Annotated in this window: 18 protein-coding genes and 1 tRNA gene; 2 read left to right on the forward strand and 17 right to left on the reverse strand. The window is 60.2% G+C overall.

Features of this window, described 5'->3' with window-relative positions:
• Nucleotide 1: 1 nt before the first annotated feature.
• The 17 genes from V0R60_RS26485 to leuC all read right to left on the reverse strand — a co-directional run bounded on the left by V0R60_RS26485 (nt 2) and on the right by leuC (nt 18,259).
• Nucleotides 2-77 (reverse strand) — tRNA-Val (locus V0R60_RS26485).
• A gap of 94 nt (nt 78-171) precedes the next feature.
• A complete protein-coding gene (locus V0R60_RS26490; RefSeq protein ID WP_136475219.1) occupies nt 172-945 on the reverse strand; it encodes an SDR family oxidoreductase in 774 nt (257 codons plus the stop codon).
• Nucleotides 942-2,153, reverse strand: a complete 1,212-nt coding sequence (locus tag V0R60_RS26495) for an O-succinylhomoserine sulfhydrylase (RefSeq protein ID WP_330080964.1) — start codon at nt 2,151-2,153, stop codon at nt 942-944. The genes V0R60_RS26490 and V0R60_RS26495 overlap by 4 nt, the downstream gene beginning before the upstream one ends.
• Before the next feature lie 15 nt (nt 2,154-2,168).
• A complete protein-coding gene (purF, locus tag V0R60_RS26500) occupies nt 2,169-3,674 on the reverse strand; it encodes an amidophosphoribosyltransferase (RefSeq protein ID WP_136475217.1) in 1,506 nt (501 codons plus the stop codon).
• 41 nt (nt 3,675-3,715) lie between these two features.
• Entirely contained in the window at nt 3,716-4,270 is a 555-nt protein-coding gene (locus tag V0R60_RS26505) for a CvpA family protein (protein ID WP_136475216.1), read from the reverse strand.
• Nucleotides 4,271-4,369: 99 nt separating this feature from the next.
• Nucleotides 4,370-5,041, reverse strand: a complete 672-nt coding sequence (locus tag V0R60_RS26510; RefSeq protein WP_136475215.1) for an SPOR domain-containing protein — start codon at nt 5,039-5,041, stop codon at nt 4,370-4,372.
• Nucleotides 5,025-6,332: a bifunctional tetrahydrofolate synthase/dihydrofolate synthase gene (folC, locus tag V0R60_RS26515; RefSeq protein WP_330080963.1), complete on the reverse strand. Its 1,308-nt coding sequence runs from the start codon at nt 6,330-6,332 to the stop codon at nt 5,025-5,027. Before folC ends, V0R60_RS26510 begins: the two co-directional genes overlap by 17 nt.
• The gene (gene accD / locus V0R60_RS26520) at nt 6,329-7,249 is read right to left on the reverse strand and encodes an acetyl-CoA carboxylase, carboxyltransferase subunit beta (RefSeq protein ID WP_136475213.1); all 921 of its coding nucleotides are present in this window, start codon (nt 7,247-7,249) and stop codon (nt 6,329-6,331) included. The genes folC and accD overlap by 4 nt, the downstream gene beginning before the upstream one ends.
• Nucleotides 7,250-7,530: 281 nt before the next feature.
• Entirely contained in the window at nt 7,531-8,151 is a 621-nt protein-coding gene (locus V0R60_RS26525) for a phosphoribosylanthranilate isomerase (protein ID WP_136475212.1), read from the reverse strand.
• Nucleotides 8,152-8,189: 38 nt separating this feature from the next.
• Complete coding sequence (gene truA / locus V0R60_RS26530) at nt 8,190-9,065, reverse strand: tRNA pseudouridine(38-40) synthase TruA (protein WP_136475211.1); 876 nt, start codon at nt 9,063-9,065, stop codon at nt 8,190-8,192.
• A 90-nt stretch (nt 9,066-9,155) separates the two neighbouring features.
• A complete protein-coding gene (locus V0R60_RS26535; RefSeq protein WP_330080962.1) occupies nt 9,156-11,810 on the reverse strand; it encodes a FimV/HubP family polar landmark protein in 2,655 nt (884 codons plus the stop codon).
• 72 nt (nt 11,811-11,882) lie between these two features.
• A complete protein-coding gene (locus V0R60_RS26540; RefSeq protein ID WP_330080961.1) occupies nt 11,883-12,893 on the reverse strand; it encodes an aspartate-semialdehyde dehydrogenase in 1,011 nt (336 codons plus the stop codon).
• 142 nt (nt 12,894-13,035) lie between these two features.
• Nucleotides 13,036-14,148: an aspartate-semialdehyde dehydrogenase gene (gene asd / locus V0R60_RS26545; RefSeq protein ID WP_128326044.1), complete on the reverse strand. Its 1,113-nt coding sequence runs from the start codon at nt 14,146-14,148 to the stop codon at nt 13,036-13,038.
• 68 nt (nt 14,149-14,216) lie between these two features.
• Nucleotides 14,217-15,299, reverse strand: coding sequence for a 3-isopropylmalate dehydrogenase (leuB, locus tag V0R60_RS26550; protein WP_136475208.1), 1,083 nt, complete (start codon nt 15,297-15,299; stop codon nt 14,217-14,219).
• Between the two features lie 54 nt (nt 15,300-15,353).
• Nucleotides 15,354-16,118, reverse strand: coding sequence for a class I SAM-dependent methyltransferase (locus tag V0R60_RS26555; protein WP_136475207.1), 765 nt, complete (start codon nt 16,116-16,118; stop codon nt 15,354-15,356).
• 66 nt (nt 16,119-16,184) lie between these two features.
• Nucleotides 16,185-16,829, reverse strand: a complete 645-nt coding sequence (leuD, locus tag V0R60_RS26560; protein ID WP_136475206.1) for a 3-isopropylmalate dehydratase small subunit — start codon at nt 16,827-16,829, stop codon at nt 16,185-16,187.
• Nucleotides 16,826-18,259 (reverse strand): 3-isopropylmalate dehydratase large subunit, encoded by a 1,434-nt coding sequence (leuC, locus tag V0R60_RS26565; RefSeq protein WP_136475205.1) that lies wholly within the window; start codon nt 18,257-18,259, stop codon nt 16,826-16,828. The genes leuD and leuC overlap by 4 nt, the downstream gene beginning before the upstream one ends.
• 130 nt (nt 18,260-18,389) lie before the next feature.
• Here leuC and V0R60_RS26570 point away from each other — a divergent pair, with 130 nt between their 5' ends.
• Together V0R60_RS26570 and V0R60_RS26575 are read left to right on the forward strand one after the other, a co-directional pair.
• Complete coding sequence (locus V0R60_RS26570) at nt 18,390-19,277, forward strand: LysR family transcriptional regulator (protein ID WP_136475204.1); 888 nt, start codon at nt 18,390-18,392, stop codon at nt 19,275-19,277.
• Nucleotides 19,278-19,330: 53 nt separating this feature from the next.
• On the forward strand, nt 19,331-22,627 hold the full coding sequence (locus V0R60_RS26575) for a sensor domain-containing protein (RefSeq protein ID WP_330080960.1): 3,297 nt from the start codon (nt 19,331-19,333) through the stop codon (nt 22,625-22,627).
• Nucleotides 22,628-22,765: the final 138 nt, after the last annotated feature.

A 22,765-nucleotide genomic window follows, 5' to 3' on the forward strand; every position in this document is an offset into this window, starting at 1 on the left:
GTGGTGGGTGATGACGGGATCGAACCGCCGACCCTCTGCTTGTAAGGCAGATGCTCTCCCGGCTGAGCTAATCACCCGTGTGCTTCGCTGAGGTGGCGAAATTTACGCAGGTATCGATGCTAAGTCAATACCCCTGTTGAAGTTTTTTTCAAAAAGGGCAAAAAAGCAGTGTTACTTGTAGATCATCTTCTTGGTCATACCGCCGTCGACCACGAACTCCTGGCCAGTGACAAAGCCGGCATTGCGCGACAACAACCAGGCAACCATGGCTGCAACGTCTTCTACCGTCCCTACCCTGCCCGCCGGGTGCTGAGCATGATCTTCTTCACTCAGCGGCTCGGCACGACGCTCCGAGGGGTCGCGTGCGTCGATCCAGCCGGGGCTTACAGCATTGACGCGAATTTCAGGCCCCAGGCTCATCGCCAGGGCATGGGTCAGCGCCAGCAGGCCACCCTTGCTGGCCGCATAAGCTTCGGTGTCGGGCTCCGATTGCGCAGCACGGGTAGAGGCCAGATTGACGATCGCACCGCCGTGGGCACGCAAATACGGCGCACAGTGCTTGGCCAATAGCATCGGACCACCCAGATTGACCGCCAGCACCCGGTTCCAGTGCGCAAGGCTCAGGGTTTCCAGGGTGGTGTTGTGCGGATCGGCAATGGCGGCATTGCACACCAGAGCGTCGAGACGACCAAACTGGCCAAGTACTTCAGCCACTGTGACCTTCACCTGAGTCTCGTCGGCGACATCCATGCCGATGAACCAGGCGTTGTCTCCCAGTACCTTGGCCGCCTTGGCGCCGCGTACCCGATCCAGGTCGGTAAGCACCACCTGCCAGCCCTCGGCGATCAGCCAGGCAGTAATGCCCAGGCCGATGCCGCGTGCCGCACCGGTCACCAGGGCGACGCGACCGTTATGGTTGCTGTCGCCCGCTGACCAGTCGATCACAGCGCTTCCAGACCGCGGGCCAGATCGGCCTTGAGGTCGGCTACATCTTCCAGGCCCACAGCCACGCGAATCAGGCTGTCGCGGATACCGGCGGCCTCTCGCTCCTGCGGCGACAAACGGCCGTGGGACGTGGTACCCGGATGAGTGATGGTGGTCTTGCTGTCACCAAGGTTGGCGGTGATCGAGATCAGGCGCGTGGCATCGATGAAGCGCCAGGCGCCCTCTTTGCCACCCTTGACCTCAAAGCTGACCACCGCCCCAAAGCCGCTCATCTGGCTTTTCGCCAGAGCATGCTGTGGATGGCTCTGCAGCCCCGCGTAGTGAACCTTTTCGATACCGTCCTGCTGTTCCAGCCATTCAGCCAGAATCTGCGCGCTGGCACAGTGGGCGCGCATACGCAAATTGAGCGTTTCCAGGCCCTTGAGGAAGATCCAGGCGTTGAACGGACTCAACGATGGCCCCGCAGTGCGCAAAAAGCCCACGACCTCTTTCATCTGCTCGCTTCGCCCGGCAACCACACCGCCCATGCAACGGCCTTGGCCATCGATGAACTTGGTGGCCGAATGCACGACGATATCGGCACCCAGCTTCAGCGGTTGCTGCAAGGCCGGTGTGCTGAAGCAGTTGTCGACCACCAGTTGAGCACCTTTGGCGTGGGCGATTTCGGCCAGTGCCGCAATATCCACAAGCTCGGCCAGCGGATTGGACGGCGACTCGACGAACAACAGCTTGGTATTGGCCTTGATTGCCGCATCCCAGCCGGCCAGATCCGCCAGCGGTACGTAATCGACCTGCACGCCAAAGCGCTTGAAATACTTCTCGAACAGGCTGATGGTCGAGCCGAATACGCTCTGCGAGACCAGGATATGGTCACCAGCGCTGCACAAGGCCATTACCGTGGACAGGATCGCCGACATACCGGTGGACGTCGCCACTGCTTGCTCAGCGCCTTCCAGAGCAGCCATGCGCTCTTCGAACGCACGTACGGTGGGGTTGGTGTAGCGTGAATAGACGTTACCTGGAACCTCGCCGGCGAACCGTGCAGCGGCATCGGCCGCTGTACGGAACACGTAGCTGGAGGTGAAGAACAGCGGATCGCTGTGCTCACCTTCCGGCGTGCGATGCTGGCCGGCGCGTACCGCCAGCGTATCGAAAGCGACCCCTTCGAGGTCGCTGTCCAGGCGTCCGGCATCCCATTCCTGTGTCATGCCGCCACTCCTAAATCAATTATTGTAGAGGTCGATGATCGCGCTGACCGCCTGGTTCTTGACCTTGGAGGCGTCGTTACGCGCCTGCTCGATCTTTTCCAGGTAGGCCTCGTCAATGTCGCCGGTCACATACTTGCCGTCGAACACTGCGCAGTCGAAATGCTCAATCTTGATCTTGCCACCACCCACGGATTCGATGAGGTCCGGCAGGTCCTGGTAGACCAGCCAGTCGGCGCCGATCAGCTCGGCCACATCTTCAGTGCTGCGATTGTGCGCGATCAGTTCATGAGCGCTCGGCATGTCGATGCCGTAGACGTTGGGGAAACGCACCGCTGGCGCTGCCGAGCAGAAGTAAACGTTCTTCGCTCCGGCTTCGCGGGCCATCTGGATGATCTGCTTGCAGGTGGTGCCGCGGACAATCGAGTCATCCACCAGCATCACGTTCTTGCCGCGGAATTCCAGCTCGATGGCGTTGAGCTTCTGGCGCACCGATTTCTTGCGCGCGGCCTGGCCGGGCATGATGAAGGTACGGCCGATGTAGCGGTTCTTGACGAAACCTTCACGGAACTTGACGCCCAGGTGGTTGGCCAGCTCGAGAGCGGCGGTACGGCTGGTGTCGGGAATCGGGATGACCACGTCGATATCATGTTCCGGACGCTCACGCAGGATCTTCTCGGCAAGTTTTTCGCCCATGCGCAGGCGTGCCTTGTAGACCGAGACGCCGTCGATGATCGAGTCAGGGCGAGCCAGGTAAACGTGCTCGAAGATGCACGGTGACAATTGCGGGTTGGTTGCGCACTGACGGGTGTGCAGCTTGCCTTCTTCGGTGATGTAAACCGCTTCGCCCGGGGCCAGGTCGCGGATCAGGGTGAAACCGAGCACGTCCAGCGAAACGCTTTCGGAGGCGATCATGTACTCGACGCCTTCGTCGGTATGACGCTGGCCGAAAACGATTGGACGGATACCGTTAGGGTCACGGAAACCAACGATGCCGTAACCGGTAATCATCGCCACCACCGCGTAGCCGCCAACGCAACGGTTGTGCACGTCGGTCACGGCGGCGAATACGTCTTCTTCGGTCGGCTGCAGCTTGCCGCGCACCGCCAGCTCATGAGCGAAGACATTGAGCAGGACTTCGGAGTCGGAGTTGGTATTGACGTGACGCAGATCGGACTCGTAGATCTCCTTGGCCAACTGTTCAACGTTGGTCAGGTTACCGTTGTGCGCCAGAGTGATGCCGTACGGCGAGTTGACGTAGAACGGCTGGGCCTCGGCTGAGGTCGAGCTGCCCGCAGTCGGGTAGCGCACATGGCCAATGCCCATGTGGCCGACCAGGCGCTGCATATGGCGCTGTTGAAATACGTCACGGACCAGGCCGTTGTCCTTGCGCAGGAATAACCGGCCATCATGACTGGTCACAATACCGGCAGCGTCCTGGCCGCGGTGCTGGAGGACGGTTAGCGCGTCATACAGCGCCTGATTGACGTTCGACTTACCGACGATACCGACGATGCCACACATGCGACGCAACCCCTACTTAATGAAACTGGACTGAGCAGCTCTCAAGGCGTTTTTGGCCCCAGGAGCTGTTCCTTGAACGGAAGATCAGCCGGTGCGCTGATCCCGCTGGCTAGCCACTGACTGGTGAACCCCAGGATGAGGTTTTTCGACCAGTCAGCTACCAATAGAAATTGTGGTATCAGGCGAGAATCCTGCCACCACTGATCTTGTTGTACTGGCCCTAGGCTCAACAGCCCGACGGCCACCACCACCAGCAAGGCCCCACGGGCGGCACCGAATGCCATGCCCAGGAAGCGGTCGGTCCCGGAAAGCCCGGTGACGCGAATCAGCTCGCCGATGAGAAAATTGATCATGGCCCCCACCAGCAGGGTGGCGACGAAAAGAATGGCGCATCCCGCGATGACCCGGGCCGAAGGCGTCTGGATGTAAGACTCCAGGTACTGCGACAGCGAGCCACCGAACATCCAGGCTACAGCGCCGGCAATGATCCAGGTAAGCAGCGACAAGGCCTCTTTGACAAAGCCGCGCTTGAGACTGATAAGCGAAGAAATGGCGATGATCGCGAAAATCGCCCAGTCGACCCAGGTAAATGCCACAGTGTTGCCTGCAAACGGATAAGGCGGCGCATTTTACCAGAGCAACGGGCTGTCGGTAAGCAGTGATTTGCCGCCCGGCGCGGTCCGGGCGACGAACACTCAGCTGCGCTCGGGCTGGAAGCGCACGACAATGCCGTTGAGCTTCTGCTGGCGGCTGATCACATCCCGCAGACGCTCGGCCTCGGCACGCTCGATCAACGGTCCGACGTACACCCGGTTCATGCCACCGGCAGAACGAATGTAGGCGTTATAACCCTGGCTGCGCAGAGTTTTCTGCAGGTTGTCGGCCCCAGCCCGATTGGACAGACTGGCCAATTGCACCGACCAACTGACTGGCAGGCCATTGGCGTCGATCTTGCCTGCCGCAGGCTTGGCCGCAGTGGCAACGGCAGGTGCCGGCTGCGCTTGTGGCTTGGCCGCTGGCGGCGGTGTCACAGGCTTGGCCGCTACAGCCGGAGCGGGAGCTGGCACGGGCTCAGGCACAACGCTCGGCGCAGGGGCGATAGGTGCGCTCGGGGTCTGGGCTGGCGCCGTGGACTCATCGACGATCACCGGGTTTTCTTCTGGCAGTACCTTGGGCTCCGGCACCTGCACCGGTTCGACCTGCACCTGGGGCATGCTTGGCGCTGCGGGTGCGTCAGGGGCCTGGACCCGCACCTGGCGCATCTCGTCTTCCCGGGAAAACAACATCGGCAGGAAAATCACCGCCAATGCCACCAGCACCAGCGCCCCGACCATCCGTTGCTTGACCACTTTATCCAGCAATGCCATTTGCTTCTTCCTCCGTGGTCTGCCGATCCAGCCACTGTAGGGCCTCGCCGACACAGAAAAACGATCCGAACAGGAGAATTTCATCTTCTGCCGTTGCCAGCGCACACTGCCCGTCGAGAGCTTGCGCCACGCTGGAATAAGACGCCACCTCGGCACCGAGGTTCGCCAGGGTCACTTCGAGCTCGCCTGCCGACCGACTGCGAGCCGTATCCAGAGGCGCAACCGCCCAACGCTGAACCGCACCCAACATCGGTTGCACCACACCGTCCAGATCCTTGTCGACGAGAAGACCGAACACGGCCAGACGCTTGCCCGCCACCGGCCTTGCAGCCAGGCGCTGCGCCAGGTACTCGGCTGCATGGGGGTTATGGCCGACATCCATGAGGATAGTCAACGCCTTGCCTTGCCAGCGAAATGCGCGACGATCCAGACGACCGACCATGCGCGTGGATTGCAACACCGCGGCGATCTGCCCGGCATCCCAAGGCAGATCCATCAGCAGATAGGCTTGCAGCGCCAGCGCTGCGTTTTCCATTGGCAGGTCGAGCAATGGCAGATCGTGCAGCTCGACCTGCTGGCCGCGGCTATCCACGCCCCGCCACTGCCAATACTGATCGGTACAGGCCAGGTCGAAATCACGACCACGCAGCAGGAAGGGACAACCCAGCTCACGGACCTTGTCGAGTAGTGGCTGTGGCGGATTCAGATCACCACACAGCGCAGGCTTGCCCTGACGGAAAATACCGGCTTTTTCAAATGCCACCGACTCGCGGGTATCGCCCAGGTAATCGGTATGGTCGACACCAATGCTGGTAACCAGCGCCACATCGGCATCGACGATATTGACGGTATCCAGCCGCCCGCCCAAGCCGACTTCAAGCACCACGGCATCCAGAGCCGACTGCTTGAACAGCCAGAAGGCCGCCAGGGTTCCGGCCTCGAAATAGGTCAGCGACGTTTCACCGCGAGCGGCTTCAACAGCAGCAAACGCATCACACAGTTGCTGATCGCCGGCCTCACGGCCGTCGATCAGCACACGCTCGTTGTAGCGCAGCAGGTGTGGCGAGCTATAGACCCCGACCTTGAGGCCCTGGGCCCGCAACAACGCCGCCACGAAGGCGCAGGTCGAGCCCTTGCCATTGGTGCCGGTCACGGTGACGACCCGTGGCGCCGGCTTGTCCAGCCCGAGCCTGGCCGCAACCTGTTGCGAACGCGCCAGGCCCATATCGATGGCCGAGGGGTGCAACTGCTCGAGATAGGCGAGCCAGTCGCCAAGGGTACGTTGGGTCATACGTTGGCAGGCACCGGTGGTACGACGATCGGTTCAAGCACTGGCTCGACGAACTTCGGCGTCGGCAGGCCCATCATTTGTGCGAGCAGATTACCCAGGCGATGACGCAATTCCTGACGCGGAATGATCATGTCGATTGCGCCGTGCTCCAGGAGGAACTCGCTGCGCTGGAAGCCTTCTGGCAGTTTTTCTCGCACGGTCTGCTCGATGACACGAGGACCTGCGAAGCCGATCAGCGCCTTGGGTTCACCGACAATAACGTCACCCAGCATTGCCAGACTTGCCGAAACACCGCCGTAGACGGGATCAGTCAACACCGAGATGAATGGAATTCCCTCTTCGCGCAAGCGTGCAAGCACTGCGGAGGTCTTGGCCATCTGCATCAGCGAGATCAGCGCTTCCTGCATACGGGCGCCACCGGAGGCCGAGAAGCACACCATTGGGCAGCGGTTTTCCAGAGCATAGTTGGCAGCGCGAACAAAGCGCTCACCGACGATGGCCCCCATCGAACCACCCATGAACGAGAACTCGAAGGCGCTGACGACAACGGGCATGCCCAGCAAGGTACCGCTCATGGAGATCAGCGCGTCTTTTTCGCCCGTTTGCTTCTGTGCAGCGGTCAGGCGGTCCTTGTACTTCTTGCCATCACGGAATTTCAGGCGGTCGACCGGCTCCAGGTCGGCGCCCAGCTCGGCACGACCTTCGGCATCAAGGAAAATATCGATACGCGCACGGGCGCCGATGCGCATGTGGTGGTTGCACTTAGGGCAAACATCCAGGGTCTTTTCCAGCTCCGGGCGATACAGGACCGCTTCGCAGGACGGGCACTTGTGCCACAACCCTTCCGGCACGGAACTCTTCTTCACCTCGGAACGCATGATCGAAGGGATCAGTTTGTCTACTAACCAGTTGCTCATGCTTTCTTTCTCCAGTAACGACGACCGACAGGCTTAGGCTGTCAGGTTCGCGCGTATGCCCTTGAGCTCAATTCATGTATGAAGCGATGATGGGCCGGCTCCGGCGCCCCACATACAGCGAGGTGCCCTGATACCGCTCCATCGCCAACCTGTAAGGGCGACGCCAACGGCGACACCCGGCAATTTCGACCGGCCCATGGGCGCGATCAGGCAGCAATTGGCTGCGAAAGCTATGGACGATGGCGCACGGCCAGCCGTCACATCGACAACGGCAGACGTTTTCACGCCTGCTTCACCGCCTTGATAAAAGCCTCGATCAAGGCGCTGTCCTTGATGCCCTTGGCCTGTTCCACTCCGCCACTGACATCTACTGCATAAGGGCGCACCTGAGCGATGGCACTGGCAACGTTGTGCGGCGACAAACCACCGGCAAGAATAATCGGCTTGCTCAGTTTTTCCGGCACCAACGACCAGTCGAACGCCTCACCCGTGCCGCCCGGCACACCAGCGACGTAGGTGTCGAGAAGAATCCCGCTGGCACCGCTGTACAGCTTGCAGGCCGCTTCGAGGTCGTCACCGGGACGCACGCGCAAGGCCTTGATCCACGGCCTGTTATGACCGGCACAATCAGCCGGGGTTTCATCCCCATGAAATTGCAGCAAATCCAATGGTACCGCTTCGAGGATTTCGGTCAGTTCACAGCGACTGACGTTGACGAACAGGCCCACGGTGGTCACGAACGGTGGCAAGGCGGCAATAATTGCCCGCGCCTGCTGCACATCTACCGCGCGCGGGCTCTTGGCATAAAACACCAGGCCTATGGCATCGGCGCCAGCCTCAGCCGCCGCCAACGCATCTTCAATGCGAGTAATACCACAGATTTTGCTGCGAACTGCGCTCATGACCTGTGAACCCTGGCTGATCTGGAAGGCTCCGGATCTTAGCAAATGGCTAGTGGGTCGTCAGCCGCCAGCGTTTCGTAACCGGTGAGAAAGTGTGGGCCAATGTAACGCTCGGGCAACTGAAACTCATCGTGGTACTCCACTTGCACCAGGTACAAGCCGAACGGATGAGCAGTAACTCCCCCGGTGCGCCGCTCACGGCTTTCCAGGACTTCTTTGGCCCACTCCACCGGACGCTCACCAGCACCGATCGTCATCAACACGCCAGCGATGTTACGCACCATATGGTGAAGGAAGGCGCTGGCGCGAATATCCAGGACAATCATCTTGCCGTGACGGCTAACCCGCAGGTGGTGGATGTTCTTGATCGGCGACTTGGCCTGGCATTGACCGGCGCGAAAGGCACTGAAGTCATGGGTACCCACCAGATAGTCGGCAGCCAGGGCCATGCGCTCGACATCCAGCGGACGGTGGTTCCAGGTCACTTCCTGACCCATGTGCGCCGGGCGAATCTGGTCGTTGTAAATCACATAGCGATAGCGCCGGGCTATGGCCTTGAAGCGAGCATGAAAATTGGCCGGCATCTCTTTTGCCCACGCCACGCTGATGTCATGAGGCAAGTTGATATTGGCGCCCATTGTCCAGGCTTTCATGCTGCGCACGACCTGTGTGTCGAAATGCACGACCTGCCCGCAGGCGTGGACCCCGGCGTCGGTACGCCCGGCACACAGCAGGGTAACGGGCGAATCGGCAACTTTGGACAGGGCTTCCTCCAGGGTCTGCTGGACACTCGGCACACCATCGGCCTGACGCTGCCAACCACGGTAGCGCGAGCCTTTGTATTCAACACCCAGGGCAATACGGGAGAAGCCTTCGGCCGCCGATTCAGCAACCGTGTTATCAATGATTTCCAAGAAGATACAGCCTGTCGATTAAGCAGATGGCGGGAATTATAACGACAACGGCAGCCTCGAGGGCTGCCGTTGGACGTGCAAGGGCAAGACTCAGACCAGACGCGACAGCATCTCCTCCGCTTCCCCCTTCTGGGCATCATTGCCCTCCTTGCGTACTTCATCAAGAATGTCACGGGCGCCATCATGGTCGCCCATGTCGATGTATGCGCGCGCCAGGTCGAGCTTGGTGGCTGCCTCATCGGCCCCACCGAGGTAGTCGAACTCGAGATCGTCGCCCAGATCGTCACTCATGGCGTCTTCAGCCGTAAAATGCGGCTCGATCGACGGTTGCTCCAAGCTCTGGGACAACTTGTCGAGCTCGGCGTTGACGTCATCCAGCTCGGAAGCAAAGCTCTTGGCCGCGGCCGAGTCGTCATCCAGAGACAGCGAAAGATCGAAATCTTCCGGCAGGTCCAGTTCGCTCAGCGAATCGAACTCCGGCATGGTTTCGTCGAAGGCAGCCAACTCGGCAGCAATATCAACGGGCTCGCTTTGCGGCAGCGCGGCAATCGGATCGGCAGCGACGTCGAGATCGAAATCAGCCAAATCGTCGAGCGTCACCGGAGCAGGCTCAACCAGCGGCTCGTCAAATGCCGGCTCAATGACTACCGGTTCGATTACAGGCTCGGGCGCAACGTCCACTTCGATTTCAGGTGCCGACTCGCCAAGCTGCAGGGGCTCGGTCAGTTCCAGACCCTGCAGGTCGTCTTCCAGGCTCAGGTCAAAAGCGCTGTCCAGCTCCTGGTCGACAATCGCTTCAGGCTCGGGCTCGATGACCGGCTCTGGCTGCGCCTGCGGCTCATCTTGCAGCAACGCCTGGACATATTGGGCGTCCATTTGCGCCGCCAGCGCGGCCGCGCCGATACCACCCGCTGCCGCCAGCGCAACCATAGCTGGGAAGCGGCTTTTCAGCGCTTCGACATCCGCGTGGTTCTGGCCGTTGGCAATCAGTTGACGCTCATGACCAACGAAGGCATCACGATCACCCTGACGTGCATACACCTCCATCAACTTCAGGCGCAAATCGCTGCGCCCCGGCGCTGCTGCGACGGCAGGTTCCAGAAGGTCGGCGGCGTGGTTCAAGCGGCCCCGGGCGATACTCAATTCCACCTCGTCGAGCAAGGCATCGCCGCTTGGGACGGGGGCGGGGGCAGCTTCAGCAGCGGGCGCCACCAGCGGCGCAGCCATAGGTTGCGGTTGAACAGGTGCTTCGACGGGTTTTGCTGCGGCCGCGCTGGATGCCACGCCAGAAGCTTCAGCCGCGCTGGCAGCTGCGGCAGAGGCTGCCACCACCGCTGGCGCCAGGGTAACGCTAGGCGCTGGCACTTCCAGGCCCTCGAAGCTGCTCGGCGGCAAGTCTAGGTCCGGGTTGCGCTCACTCTCTTCAGCCAGTGCACGCGCCATGCGCAAGTGTTTTTCCGCCTCCTGGTCAGCCTTGCGCTTACGCGCCAGCAGCAACAGCAACAGCAGCAGCACCAACAACGCAGAGGCGCCGATCAACGCGAGCATGGTCGGGTTGCCAAGCACGTCGTCGAGGGTGCTGCTCGGAGCAGCCTCTTCGGTGGCAGGGGTGGAAGCGTCCAGCGGTGCGGTATCGACCGCAGCAGGCGCTGGAGCAACGACCGGCTCACCCGATGCTGATTGCAACTGGGCCGCTATGGCAGGCTGCGCCGGGGTGCCGGTGGCCGGTTCCTGGCCAGCTGCACCCTGGGCTTCGAGCCTGGCCAATTGATCATTTTTCAAGGCAATCAAACGCTCCAGCTTGTCCAGCTGGCTCTGCAGATCGCTCATACGGCTTTTCAGTTCAGTATTGTCACGCCGCGAGGTGTCGAGGCTCTCTTGCGCCAGCGCAAGCTTATCGCTGACCGCCTTACCGTCACTGGCTGCCGCTTTGCTACCCGGCGCTACCAGACGCAGATTGTCCTGATTGGCAATTCGCGCCGGCGCCGCCTCGGCAGCGGTGCGGCGAGTGGCGTCGAGCTGTCGGGCACGCGGCCCCAGTCGTCGTCCTTCCCGCCAAGCGGCGTACTGCTCTGCAACTTCGGCTACCGCCTGGCCTTGAGGAATACTCATGACCTGTTGCTGATCGGGCAAGCGCAAGACCTGACCGGTTTTGAGTAAGTTGATATTGCCGTTGATAAAGGCATCGGGGTTCAACGCCTGGATTGCCAGCATTGTCTGCTGTACCGAGCCGCCCTGACGGGCTTTCGATGCAATCTCCCACAATGTGTCACGACGCACCGTGGTGTAGTTGCCTGGCGCGCTTACCGCCGGACTGATCGCCGATTCAGGCTTGGCACCCGGCAGGGCAGCCTGGTTGACCAGGACACTGTAATCGCGCAACAGGCGGCCACTGGGCCACATCACCTGGACCAGGAATTTGACCATCGGCGCCGGCAACGCCTGACTTGAAGTCACCCGCAAGACACTCTTGCCGTTGGGGTTGATCACCGGGGTGAAAATCAGGTCATTGAGGTAGGTCGGACGTTCAATCCCGGCCTTGGCAAATTCTTCAGGCGGCGCCAGGCTCGGGGCCATCTCGGCGGCGGTGAGGTCGCGAACATCGAGCAGTTCGATTTCGGCATCCAGCGGCTGATTCTGCGCCGACTTGAGGGTCAGCTCACCCAAACCGAGGGCATGCGCCATACCGGACGACAGCGCCGACGCCGCGGCTATTGCTAAGACCAGTTTGCGAATTCGAAGCATGACCTCTTCCTTTGAATGAACCGTCCCCGGCAACCGAGCAATTTCTCGGTAAAAATTAGCTGCAAGTATCTTTTACACAACATGTTTTATCAACAATTGCGCCAATTGCACGGCGTTCAAGGCCGCGCCCTTGCGCACATTGTCGGTGGTCAACCAGAGGTTGAGCTGCTCGACCTCGTCGATTCCACCGCGTACTCGTCCAACATAGACCACGTCCTGCCCAACCGCGTCACCTACCGGAGTGGGATAGTCACCCTCCTCGACCAGTTCTATGCTGTCAGCCGCCTCAAGCGCGGCGTTGACCGCGGCCAGATCAACCGCTTTACGGCTTTGTACCGAGACACTGTAGCTATCGCCGAAAAACACCGGGACTTGAATGCAACTGACGGAAATCTTCAGCGCCGGCAAGCCCAGCACTTCGCGCAACTCAGCGACCAGTCGGCGCTCGAGCGCGCCATGCCCATCGGTATCGTTTGCGCCGACCTGCGCCAACAGGTTGAAGGCCATTTGTCGATCGAAGAAACGCGGTTCCAGCGGACGCGCGTTAAGCAGCTCTGCGGTCTGGCGGGCCAACTCGTTTACCGCTTCACGGCCTTGGGCCGACACGGCCAGGCATGCTGCTACGTTGATGCGCTCGATATCGAGCAAGCCCTTCAACGGCGCCAGGGCTACCGACAAGGCCACTGCTGCAGCGCTTGGGCTGCTCACCTGCACTGGCGGAGTCAGTTTTTCGAGCCGTGCGGCATTGGCCTCTGGAACCAGCGCCGGCGCCGCCTCGGCAGACAAGCCACCTGACAGATCAATCACGGCACAACCGGCGGCCTGGGCTCGCGGGGCAAAGCTGCGGGTAACGGCGGGGCCGGCAGCGAAAAACACCAGCTTGACCTTGGTGAAGTCAAAACTGTCGACTTCACGGACTCGCAGGCTTTTGCTGCGAAACATCACACCGCTGCCGGCCGATTCATTGCTGGCCAGCAAGTGCAGGGTACCCACTGGAAAATCCTGCTCTTCAAGAATTTGCACAAGGGTTTCACCAACAGTACCGGTGGCACCGATAACGGCAATATCAATAGGCTGGCTCATGGGGAAATCCTCTGCTGGAACGGCGGGAGCGGCACTTTACACCACAATTGCACAGCAAGCCCGTTCCTGCCGGCTCTATTGATAGCAACAAAAAAAGCCCGTGCTGTCACCAGCACGGGCCTTGGCTACCGCCGGCGTCAGATCAACGCTCCAGCAGAATCCGCAGCATGCGACGCAGCGGCTCGGCCGCGCCCCACAGCAACTGGTCGCCCACAGTAAAGGCACCCAGGTACTGCGAACCCATGTTCAGCTTGCGCAGACGTCCCACCGGAATGTTCAACGTGCCGGTGACATTGGTCGGGCTGAGCTCCTGCATGCTGATCTCACGCTGGTTAGGCACCAGTTTGACCCATGGGTTGTGCTGGCTGATCATGCCTTCGATATCGGCGATCGGCACATCTTTGTTCAGCTTGATGGTCAGCGCCTGGCTGTGGCAACGCATTGCACCGATGCGCACGCAGATGCCGTCAACCGGGATCGGGCTCTTGAAGCGACCGAGAATCTTGTTGGTCTCGGCCTGAGCTTTCCACTCTTCACGGCTTTGACCGTTAGGCAGTTCCTTGTCGATCCAGGGGATCAGGCTGCCCGCCAGCGGAACACCGAAGTTTTCCGTCGGGTAGGCTTCGCTGCGCATGGCTTCGGCGACCTTGCGGTCGATGTCGAGGATTGCGCTGGCCGGATTGGCCAGATCATCCGCCACGGCCGCGTGAGTGGCGCCCATCTGACGGATCAGCTCGCGCATGTTCTGTGCACCAGCACCGGACGCTGCCTGGTAGGTCATGGCACTCATCCACTCGACCAGGCCTGCCTCGAACAGGCCGCCCAAGCCCATCAGCATCAAGCTGACGGTGCAGTTGCCACCAATGTAGTTCTTGGTGCCAGCGTCGAGTTGCTGATCGATCACCTTGCGGTTGACCGGATCCAGAACAATGACCGCGTCATCCTGCATGCGCAGGCTGGAGGCGGCATCGATCCAGTAGCCCTGCCAGCCGGCTTCGCGCAGCTTGGGGAATACTTCGCTGGTGTAGTCGCCACCCTGACAGGTCAGGATTACATCGAGGGTCTTGAGCTCTTCAATGCTGTATGCGTCCTTGAGCGGAGCAATGTCCTTGCCCACAGCCGGACCCTGTCCACCTACGTTGGAAGTGGTGAAGAACACCGGCTCGATGAGATCGAAATCCTGCTCTTCCAGCATCCGCTGCATGAGCACGGAACCGACCATACCGCGCCAACCGATCAGACCTACACGTTTCATCGCAACTACACCTTTGCTAAAAAGTGGGCCGCTGCTTCACAAGGAAAAACAGCAGCGGGCCCGAGAGATTACAGATTCCGCAGCGCTGCGACTACTGCGTCGCCCATTTCCTGCGTACCTACCTTGCTGCAACCGGCCGACCAGATGTCGCCCGTGCGCAGCCCCTTATCCAGCACCTGACTGACAGCCGTTTCAATTGCCTGGGCTGCCGCCTGTTGATTGAAGCTGTAACGCAGCATCATCGACACCGACAAAATGGTTGCCAGAGGGTTGGCGATGCCTTGTCCGGCGATATCTGGCGCAGAGCCGTGGCACGGCTCGTACATGCCTTTGTTGTTGGCATCCAGGGACGCTGAAGGCAGCATGCCAATGGAGCCGGTGAGCATGGAAGCTTCATCCGACAGGATGTCACCAAACATGTTATCGGTAACCATGACGTCGAACTGCTTGGGTGCGCGTACCAATTGCATGGCGGCGTTATCGACGTACATGTGGCTGAGTTCCACATCCGCGTAGTCCTTGGCCACTTCTTCGACGATTTCACGCCACAACTGGCTGGAGGCCAGGACGTTGGCCTTGTCCACCGAGCAGAGTTTCTTGCCGCGCACGCGGGCCATGTCGAAACCGACACGGGCAATACGGCGGATTTCACTTTCGCTGTAAGGCAGGGTGTCGTAGGACTGACGCTCACCGCCTTCCAGCTCGCGGGTGCCACGTGGTGCGCCGAAGTAGATACCGCCAGTCAACTCGCGAACGATGAGGATGTCCAGGCCGGCAACGATCTCTGGCTTGAGCGAAGAAGCGTCGGCCAGCTGTGGATACAGTATGGCGGGGCGCAGGTTGGCGAACAGCCCCAACTGCGAACGGATCTTCAACAGGCCGCGCTCAGGGCGAATATCACGCTCGATCTTGTCCCATTTCGGCCCACCCACGGCACCGAGCAATACCGCGTCGGCCTGGCGCGCACGCTCCAGGGTCTCATCGGCCAGCGGCACGCCGTGCTTGTCGATGGCAGCGCCACCGATCACGTCATGGGACAGGCTGAAACCAAGCTGGAACTTATCGTTGGCCAGCTCCAGTACCTTGACCGCCTCGGCCATGATTTCCGGACCGATACCATCACCAGGGAGAATCAGAATCTGCTTGCTCATGGGTTCCTCTTGTTCGAATCAAGCGACACGCCGTACTGGCCTGTCGGAAATAAATCAGCGCTCTGCCCACAGCACCAGCACATCGGTGCTGAACGAGCCGTCGGCTTCAATCTGGTAATACTGCCGTACTTCTTCGCCCATCGCCTGCTGCAAATGGCGTATTGCGTCACGCATCACTTGTGGGGTGCGCATGCGCTCGACCCACGAGCTGTACTCAAGACGCAAACGCTGGCGCGTGTGGCTGCGCGCAGACAAGCCGGCCTCACTGATTTGCTGCAGCCACTGCGCCGCCGAATAATCGCGCACATGGCTGGTATCACGCAGGACCTCGACGCTTTGCAGATAGGTGTCGAGCAACGGGCTGCCTGGCGAAATCACATCGATGAAGGCCGCCACGCCACCTGGCTTGAGTACCCGGCGCACTTCGCGCAGGGCCAACCCCAGGTCGCTCCAGTGGTGCGCCGAATAGCGGCTGAAGACGTAATCGAAGCTGGCATCGGCAAACGGCAGGCGTTCGGCAACACCGCACTCGGTGACGATATTTTCCAAGCGCCGCTCGACAGCGGTCGCCGCGACCACATCGAGCATTTGCTGTGACAGGTCGTAGGCCACCACTTCACGCACCAGCGGGGCTACGTGAAAACTCACATGCCCAGCCCCACACCCCAAGTCCAGCAAGCGCGCACGGCCTTGCCCGGCGAGCTCCGCCTGCAACAAGGCAAACTCGCTGCCCTGAGCGTGCACCGCACTGCTCAGGTAGGCATTGGCCTGCTCGCCGAACTGGCGCTGGACAACATCGGTATGGGTGGTGCTGGTCATGTGCATCTCCTTGAACCCCCACAGCAATCCTTGTGGGGGGGGTGGGCTTGCCCGGCAGTGGCTCAATCAAACGTCACGAAACAACCACGGCTGACTGGCGCGGTGCTTGGCTTCGAAAGCGGCAATGGCATCGGCATCCTGCAAGGTCAAACCGATGTCATCCAAACCGTTCAACAGGCAGTGCTTGCGAAACGCATCGACTTCAAAGCTCAGTACCTTGCCGTCAGGCCGGGTGACGGTTTGTGCCTGCAAGTCGATGGTCAGTTGATAGCCAGGATCGGCTTCCACCTGTTTGAACAACTCATCCACTTCCTCATCGCTGAGAATGATTGGCAACAGGCCGTTCTTGAAGCTGTTGTTGAAGAAAATGTCGGCATAGCTCGGCGCAATGATGCTGCGGAAACCGTACTCTTCAAGGGCCCACGGCGCGTGCTCGCGGCTCGAACCACAACCGAAGTTCTCACGGGCAAGCAATACGCTGGCGCCCTGGTAGCGTTCATGGTTGAGAACGAAGTCCGGGTTTTGTGGACGCTTGCTGTTGTCCTGATAGGGCTGCCCCACATCCAGGTAACGCCACTCATCGAACAGGTTCGGGCCGAAGCCGGTGCGCTTGATCGATTTCAAGAATTGCTTGGGAATAATCTGGTCGGTGTCAACGTTGGCACGGTCCAAAGGCGCGACAAGGCCAGTGTGCTGGGTAAAAGCTTTCATGCTGCGCTCCCTTGAATCAACTCGCGTACGTCTACAAAACGACCGGTTACCGCGGCGGCGGCAGCCATCGCAGGGCTCACCAGATGGGTACGTCCACCCGCGCCCTGACGGCCTTCGAAGTTACGGTTGGAGGTGGAAGCACAATGCTCGCCGCTCTCCAGGCGGTCCGGGTTCATTGCCAGGCACATGGAGCAACCCGGCTCACGCCATTCGAAACCGGCTTCGAGGAAAATCTTGTCCAGGCCTTCTTTCTCGGCCTGGGCTTTGACCAGGCCCGAGCCAGGTACGACGATGGCTTGCTTGACCGTCGAGGCAACCTTGCGGCCTTTGGCTATTTCGGCAGCAGCGCGCAGATCTTCGATCCGCGAGTTGGTGCATGAACCAATGAAGACGCGATCCAACTGGATGTCGGTGATCGCCTGATTGGCACTCAACCCCATGTACTTCAAGGCGCGCTCGATCGAGCCACGCTTGACCAGATCGGCCTCGGCAGCCGGATCGGGAACGCGCTGATCGACCGCCAGGACCATTTCCGGCGAAGTACCCCAGCTGACTTGCGGCTTGATCTGCGCAGCGTCCAACTCAATCACCGTATCGAACACGGCATCGGCATCGGAAACCAGGTCTTTCCAGGCGGCGACAGCCTGATCCCATTGCTCGCCTTTTGGCGCATAGGGACGACCTTTGACGTAGGCGACAGTTTTTTCGTCGGTCGCAACCAGACCAACACGGGCACCGGCTTCGATGGACATGTTGCAAATGGTCATGCGGCCTTCGACGGACAGGTCGCGAATCGCGCTACCGGCAAATTCCATCGCGTGACCGTTGCCACCGGCGGTGCCGATCTTGCCAATCACTGCCAGCACGATGTCTTTGGCAGTCACGCCAAACGGCAGCTGGCCTTCAACCCGCACCAGCATGTTCTTCATCTTTTTCGCAACCAGGCACTGGGTAGCGAGCACATGCTCGACTTCCGAGGTGCCGATGCCATGGGCCAGTGCGCCAAAGGCACCGTGAGTTGAGGTATGCGAGTCGCCGCAGACCACGGTCATGCCTGGCAAGGTTGCGCCCTGCTCTGGGCCAATGACGTGAACGATGCCCTGACGCACATCATTCATCTTGAATTCGGTGATGCCATACTCGTCGCAGTTTTCGTCGAGGGTCTGTACCTGCAGGCGCGAGACTTGGTCGACGATGGCGTCGATACCACCCTTGCGCTCAGGGGTGGTCGGCACGTTGTGATCAGGCGTGGCGATGTTGGCATCGATGCGCCAAGGTTTGCGTTGGGCCAACCGCAGGCCTTCGAAGGCCTGCGGCGACGTCACTTCGTGAATGATGTGACGGTCGATGTAGATCAGCGCCGAACCATCGTCGCGCTGTTTGACCAAATGCGAATCCCAGAGCTTGTCGTAGAGCGTTTTGCCGGCCATCAGACGTTTCCTCATCAGCGTCTTTCTATGCCAATAACCACTTGGCTTGTACGGACGATGCTATGAGGTTAGATTGAATAACTCAAATTCATAATTTTTATAGTTTGGATAACCAAAAGGAATCCGAGTTTTGGACCTGGCCAACCTCAATGCCTTCATTGCCATTGCTGAAACCGGCAGCTTCTCCGGCGCGGGCGAACGCCTGCACCTGACGCAGCCGGCAATCAGCAAACGCATTGCCGGGCTTGAGCAACAACTGGATGTGCGCTTGTTCGATCGCTTGGGTCGCGAGGTCAACCTGACCGAAGCCGGGCGCGCCCTGCTCCCGCGCGCCTACCAGATCCTCAATGTACTGGACGACACACGCCGGGCCTTGACCAACCTCACCGGTGAGGTCAGCGGGCGGCTGACCCTGGCCACCAGTCACCATATCGGCCTGCACCGCCTGCCCCCCTTGTTGCGGGCCTTTACGCGGCAATATCCGGCAGTGGCTTTGGATATCCAGTTTCTCGACTCGGAAGTGGCATACGAAGAGATTCTCCATGGTCGCGCCGAAATCGCGGTGATCACGCTGGCCCCAGAGCCCCACCACCTGGTTCGCGCGGTGCCGGTGTGGGACGACCCGCTGGATTTCGTCGCCGCTCCCGAACATCCACTGGCCCGAAACAATGCGGTCAAGCTGGCAGACATTGCCCACCTTCCGGCGGTATTTCCCGGCGGCAACACCTTTACCCACCATATTGTCCAGCGCCTGTTCGAAGCCCAGGGGCTCACGCCCAACATCGCCATGAGCACCAACTACCTGGAGACCATAAAAATGATGGTTTCCATTGGCCTGGCGTGGAGTGTGCTGCCGCGTACTATGCTCGACGAGCAAGTCGCGCCTATCGCTTTACCGGGCATACAGCTAACGCGCCAACTAGGCTACATTCTGCACACTGAGCGAACGCTATCGAATGCGGCGAAAGCCTTTATGGCCCTGCTCGACGGCCATGCAGGCAACGCTGAATCCGGGTAACAACCGCTCAGAATGACACTCAAGGACGTGCCACCGCCAAAGGTCTGGTCTCGATGCCCAAATCAGCAAACCGCTTTCCGCGTCTGCCGCGCATCCATGCGGCAGACCCCCAGGCGTTGGAGCAGACCTGGGAAAATGCACCGCAACTACTGGCGGCGTTGAATGGCGCGCGCCTGGGCGCCTGGTTCTGGGATGTCGAGACAGGCCAGATCAGTTGGTCGCGCGGCACCCAGGCATTGTTTGGCTTCGACCCTCAGCAACCCTTGCCCAATGACCTGGACTATCTCGATCTGTTGCCAGTGGAGGACCGTGCCCGCACGCTGCAAGCCTTCAATGCGGTTATCAATGGCGAGCCGGTCGAGCAAGCCCTGCGCCACCGCATTCGCTGGCCAGACGGCAGCATGCACTGGCTGGAGATCAATGGCAGTCTGGCCAAGGACAAGCACGGACGCCCACAGATGATTGGCGTGATCCGCGAGATAACCCGCCAGCGTGAGCGCGAAACCGCGCTGATCAATTCGGAAAAGCGCTTTGCCACTCTGTTTCACCTAAGTCCGAACGTGGTGCTACTGACCCGCCGATCCGACGGCCTGATTTATGAGGTCAACCAGCATTTCGAGCAAACGCTCGGCTGGTCAGGCGCTCAAGTTATCAACCGGACCACCATCGAAATCGGCCTGTGGGCCAACCCTCAGCAACGCCAAAGCGTGCTTGAAGCGACACGCAACAGCCATGGCCCGGCAACCCTGGAAGTACAGTTCTGCGCCAGCAACGGCAAAATCCATGACGGCATCCTCAGCACTCAGAGCATCGAGCTTCAAGGCACGGTGTACCTGCTCAGCACCTTCGTCGACACCAGTGAACGCAAACGTGGCGAGCAGGCCCTCAAAGACAGCCAGGAGCGCCTGGACCTGGCCCTGGATTCAGCCCAGATGGGCACCTGGGACTGGCACATTCCCAGCGGCATGCTCTATGGCTCGGCACGTGCTGCCGAGCTGCACGGTCTGGACCCTGAGCCGTTCCATGAGTCCTTCGACGCATTCTTCGAAGGTGTGCCGGAGCAAGAGCGCAATACCATGCGCAAGGCCTATCGCAGCCTTCGCGAAGGACCGGCCGGCAACTACCAGATCACCTACCGGATCCAGCTGGAAAACGGCACCTCGCGCTATATCGAAAGCCGTGCGCGCTTGTACCGCGACCCGCAGGGCAATCCGTTGCGCATGGCCGGCACCCTGCTCGACATCACCGACCAGGTAGAGCGCGAACAACGCCTGACCAGCTCGGAGGAAAAGTTCGCCAGCCTGTTCCAGGCCAGCCCCGACCCCATCTGCGTGACACGCCAAGACAGCGGCCAGTTCATCGAAATCAACCCTGCGTTTACCCAGACCTTTGGCTGGAATGCCGCCGATGTGATCAACCATACCGCCGAGGAAATCGGCTTGTGGGCGGAATCGGCCGAGCGCGCACGGCGTATCGAACAGGTCATTCGTGACGAGGCCCTGAACAATGTCGCGGTGGTGATCAACCATAAAGACGGGCAGCCGCTGACCTGCGTAATTTCCAGTCGCTTGATCACGGTCGACGAACAGCCCTGCAGCGTCACCACGCTGCGTGACATTACCCAGCAGCAACGGGCCGAGGCTGCACTCAAGGCCAGCGAGGAAAAGTTCGCCAAGGCATTTCACTCCAGCCCCGACGCCATCACCATTACCGAGCTCGAAAGCGGTCGTTATCTCGAAGTCAACGACGGATTCTGCCGGCTGACCGGCTACAGCACCCAAGAAGTGATCGGACGCTCCGTGTACGACATTGGCATCTGGGCAGACGAAAAGCAGCGTGCCGTGTTGATTGCCGAGTTCCAGGAAAAAGGTCGGGTACACCACCGGGAAATGCTCGGGCGTCACAAGGGTGGAGACATCCTCACCGTCGAGGTTTCGATCGAACCGATTACCCTGAACGAAACGCAGTGCCTGCTACTGACCGCCCGCGATGTCAGCCAGCTCAAGAATGCCCAGGCGCAGATCCGTCACCTTGCCTACCATGATCCGCTGACCAACTTGCCCAACCGCGCGTTGCTGATGGACCGTCTTAGCCAGCAGATCGCCCTGCTCAAGCGTCACAATTTGCGCGGTGCACTGTTGTTCCTCGATCTCGACCACTTCAAGCACATCAACGACTCCCTTGGTCATCCAGTGGGTGACACGGTGCTGAAAATCATCACCGCGCGCCTGGAAGCCAGCGTACGCCTGGAGGACACCGTGGCACGTCTGGGCGGCGACGAATTCGTGGTGCTGCTCAGCGGTCTGGAAGGCAGTCGCGACGAGGTTACGGACAAAGTCCGCGAACTGGCAGATACCCTGCGGGAATTACTGGCCGAGCCCATGTTCCTGGATGGTCAACGCCTCCAGGTGACCCCCAGTATCGGCGTGGCGCTGATTCCCGATCACGGCTCGACCCCGGCCGACCTGCTCAAACGCGCCGACATTGCCCTGTATCGCGCCAAGGACTCCGGGCGCAACACCACCCAGTTGTTCCATGCCACCATGCAAAAGGCTGCCAGTGAGCGCTTGCGCATGGAAAGCGACCTGCGCCTGGCACTGGCCCGCGGCGAACTGACCCTGCATTTCCAGCCTCAGGTCGATGCCCGTGACAATCGCATTGTCGGCGCCGAAGTATTGCTTCGCTGGCATCACCCGCAACTGGGTCAACAGCCGCCGTCGCAGTTCATCCAGGTGCTGGAAGAAAGCGGCCTGATTCTCGAGGTGGGAAGCTGGATACTCGACGAAGCCTGCGATGCTTGCGCGGGCATGTTGCGTGACCGCTTGATCGACGCCGAAGACTTCAGCCTGTGCGTGAACATCAGCCCTCGCCAGTTTCGCCAGAATGACTTTGTCGAGCGAGTCCTGCGCAGCCTCGACGACTTCGGGCTGCCCTACAAAATGCTCAAGCTGGAGATCACCGAAGGTATCGTTATCCAGAACCTGGAAGACACGATCAACAAGATGCGCGAGCTCAAGCGCTACGGGGTGAGCTTTGCCATGGATGATTTCGGTACTGGGTACTCGTCACTGACCTACCTCAAGCGCCTGCCGGTAGACGCACTGAAGATCGACCAGTCGTTCGTGCGCGACGCCCCACAGGACCCCAACGATGCAGAAATCGTCCGGGCCATCGTGGCCATGGCGCGCAGCTTGGATCTGGCGGTGATTGCCGAAGGCGTGGAGCAGTCGGAGCAGTTGGAGTTTCTGGAACGCCAGGGATGCTTTTTGTATCAGGGGTATTTGCACAGCCGGCCACTGCCACTGAGTGAGTTTCGCAGCTTGCTGCTAGAGACGCCTGCAGACAGTTGACTCGCCCGTACGGCGACCCGCTTTTGTCTGGTTCTTCACGAAATCCCGGGGGCATGATCTTTGGGCTGGGCTGGGATTTGAGGCTGTGAGCTTATCCATTCGATGCGGCGGCGCTGTTGGCCCCTTCCGCCCTTACGG

It is taken from the genome of Pseudomonas auratipiscis, assembly GCF_036324085.1.
Lineage (GTDB): Bacteria > Pseudomonadota > Gammaproteobacteria > Pseudomonadales > Pseudomonadaceae > Aquipseudomonas > Aquipseudomonas auratipiscis.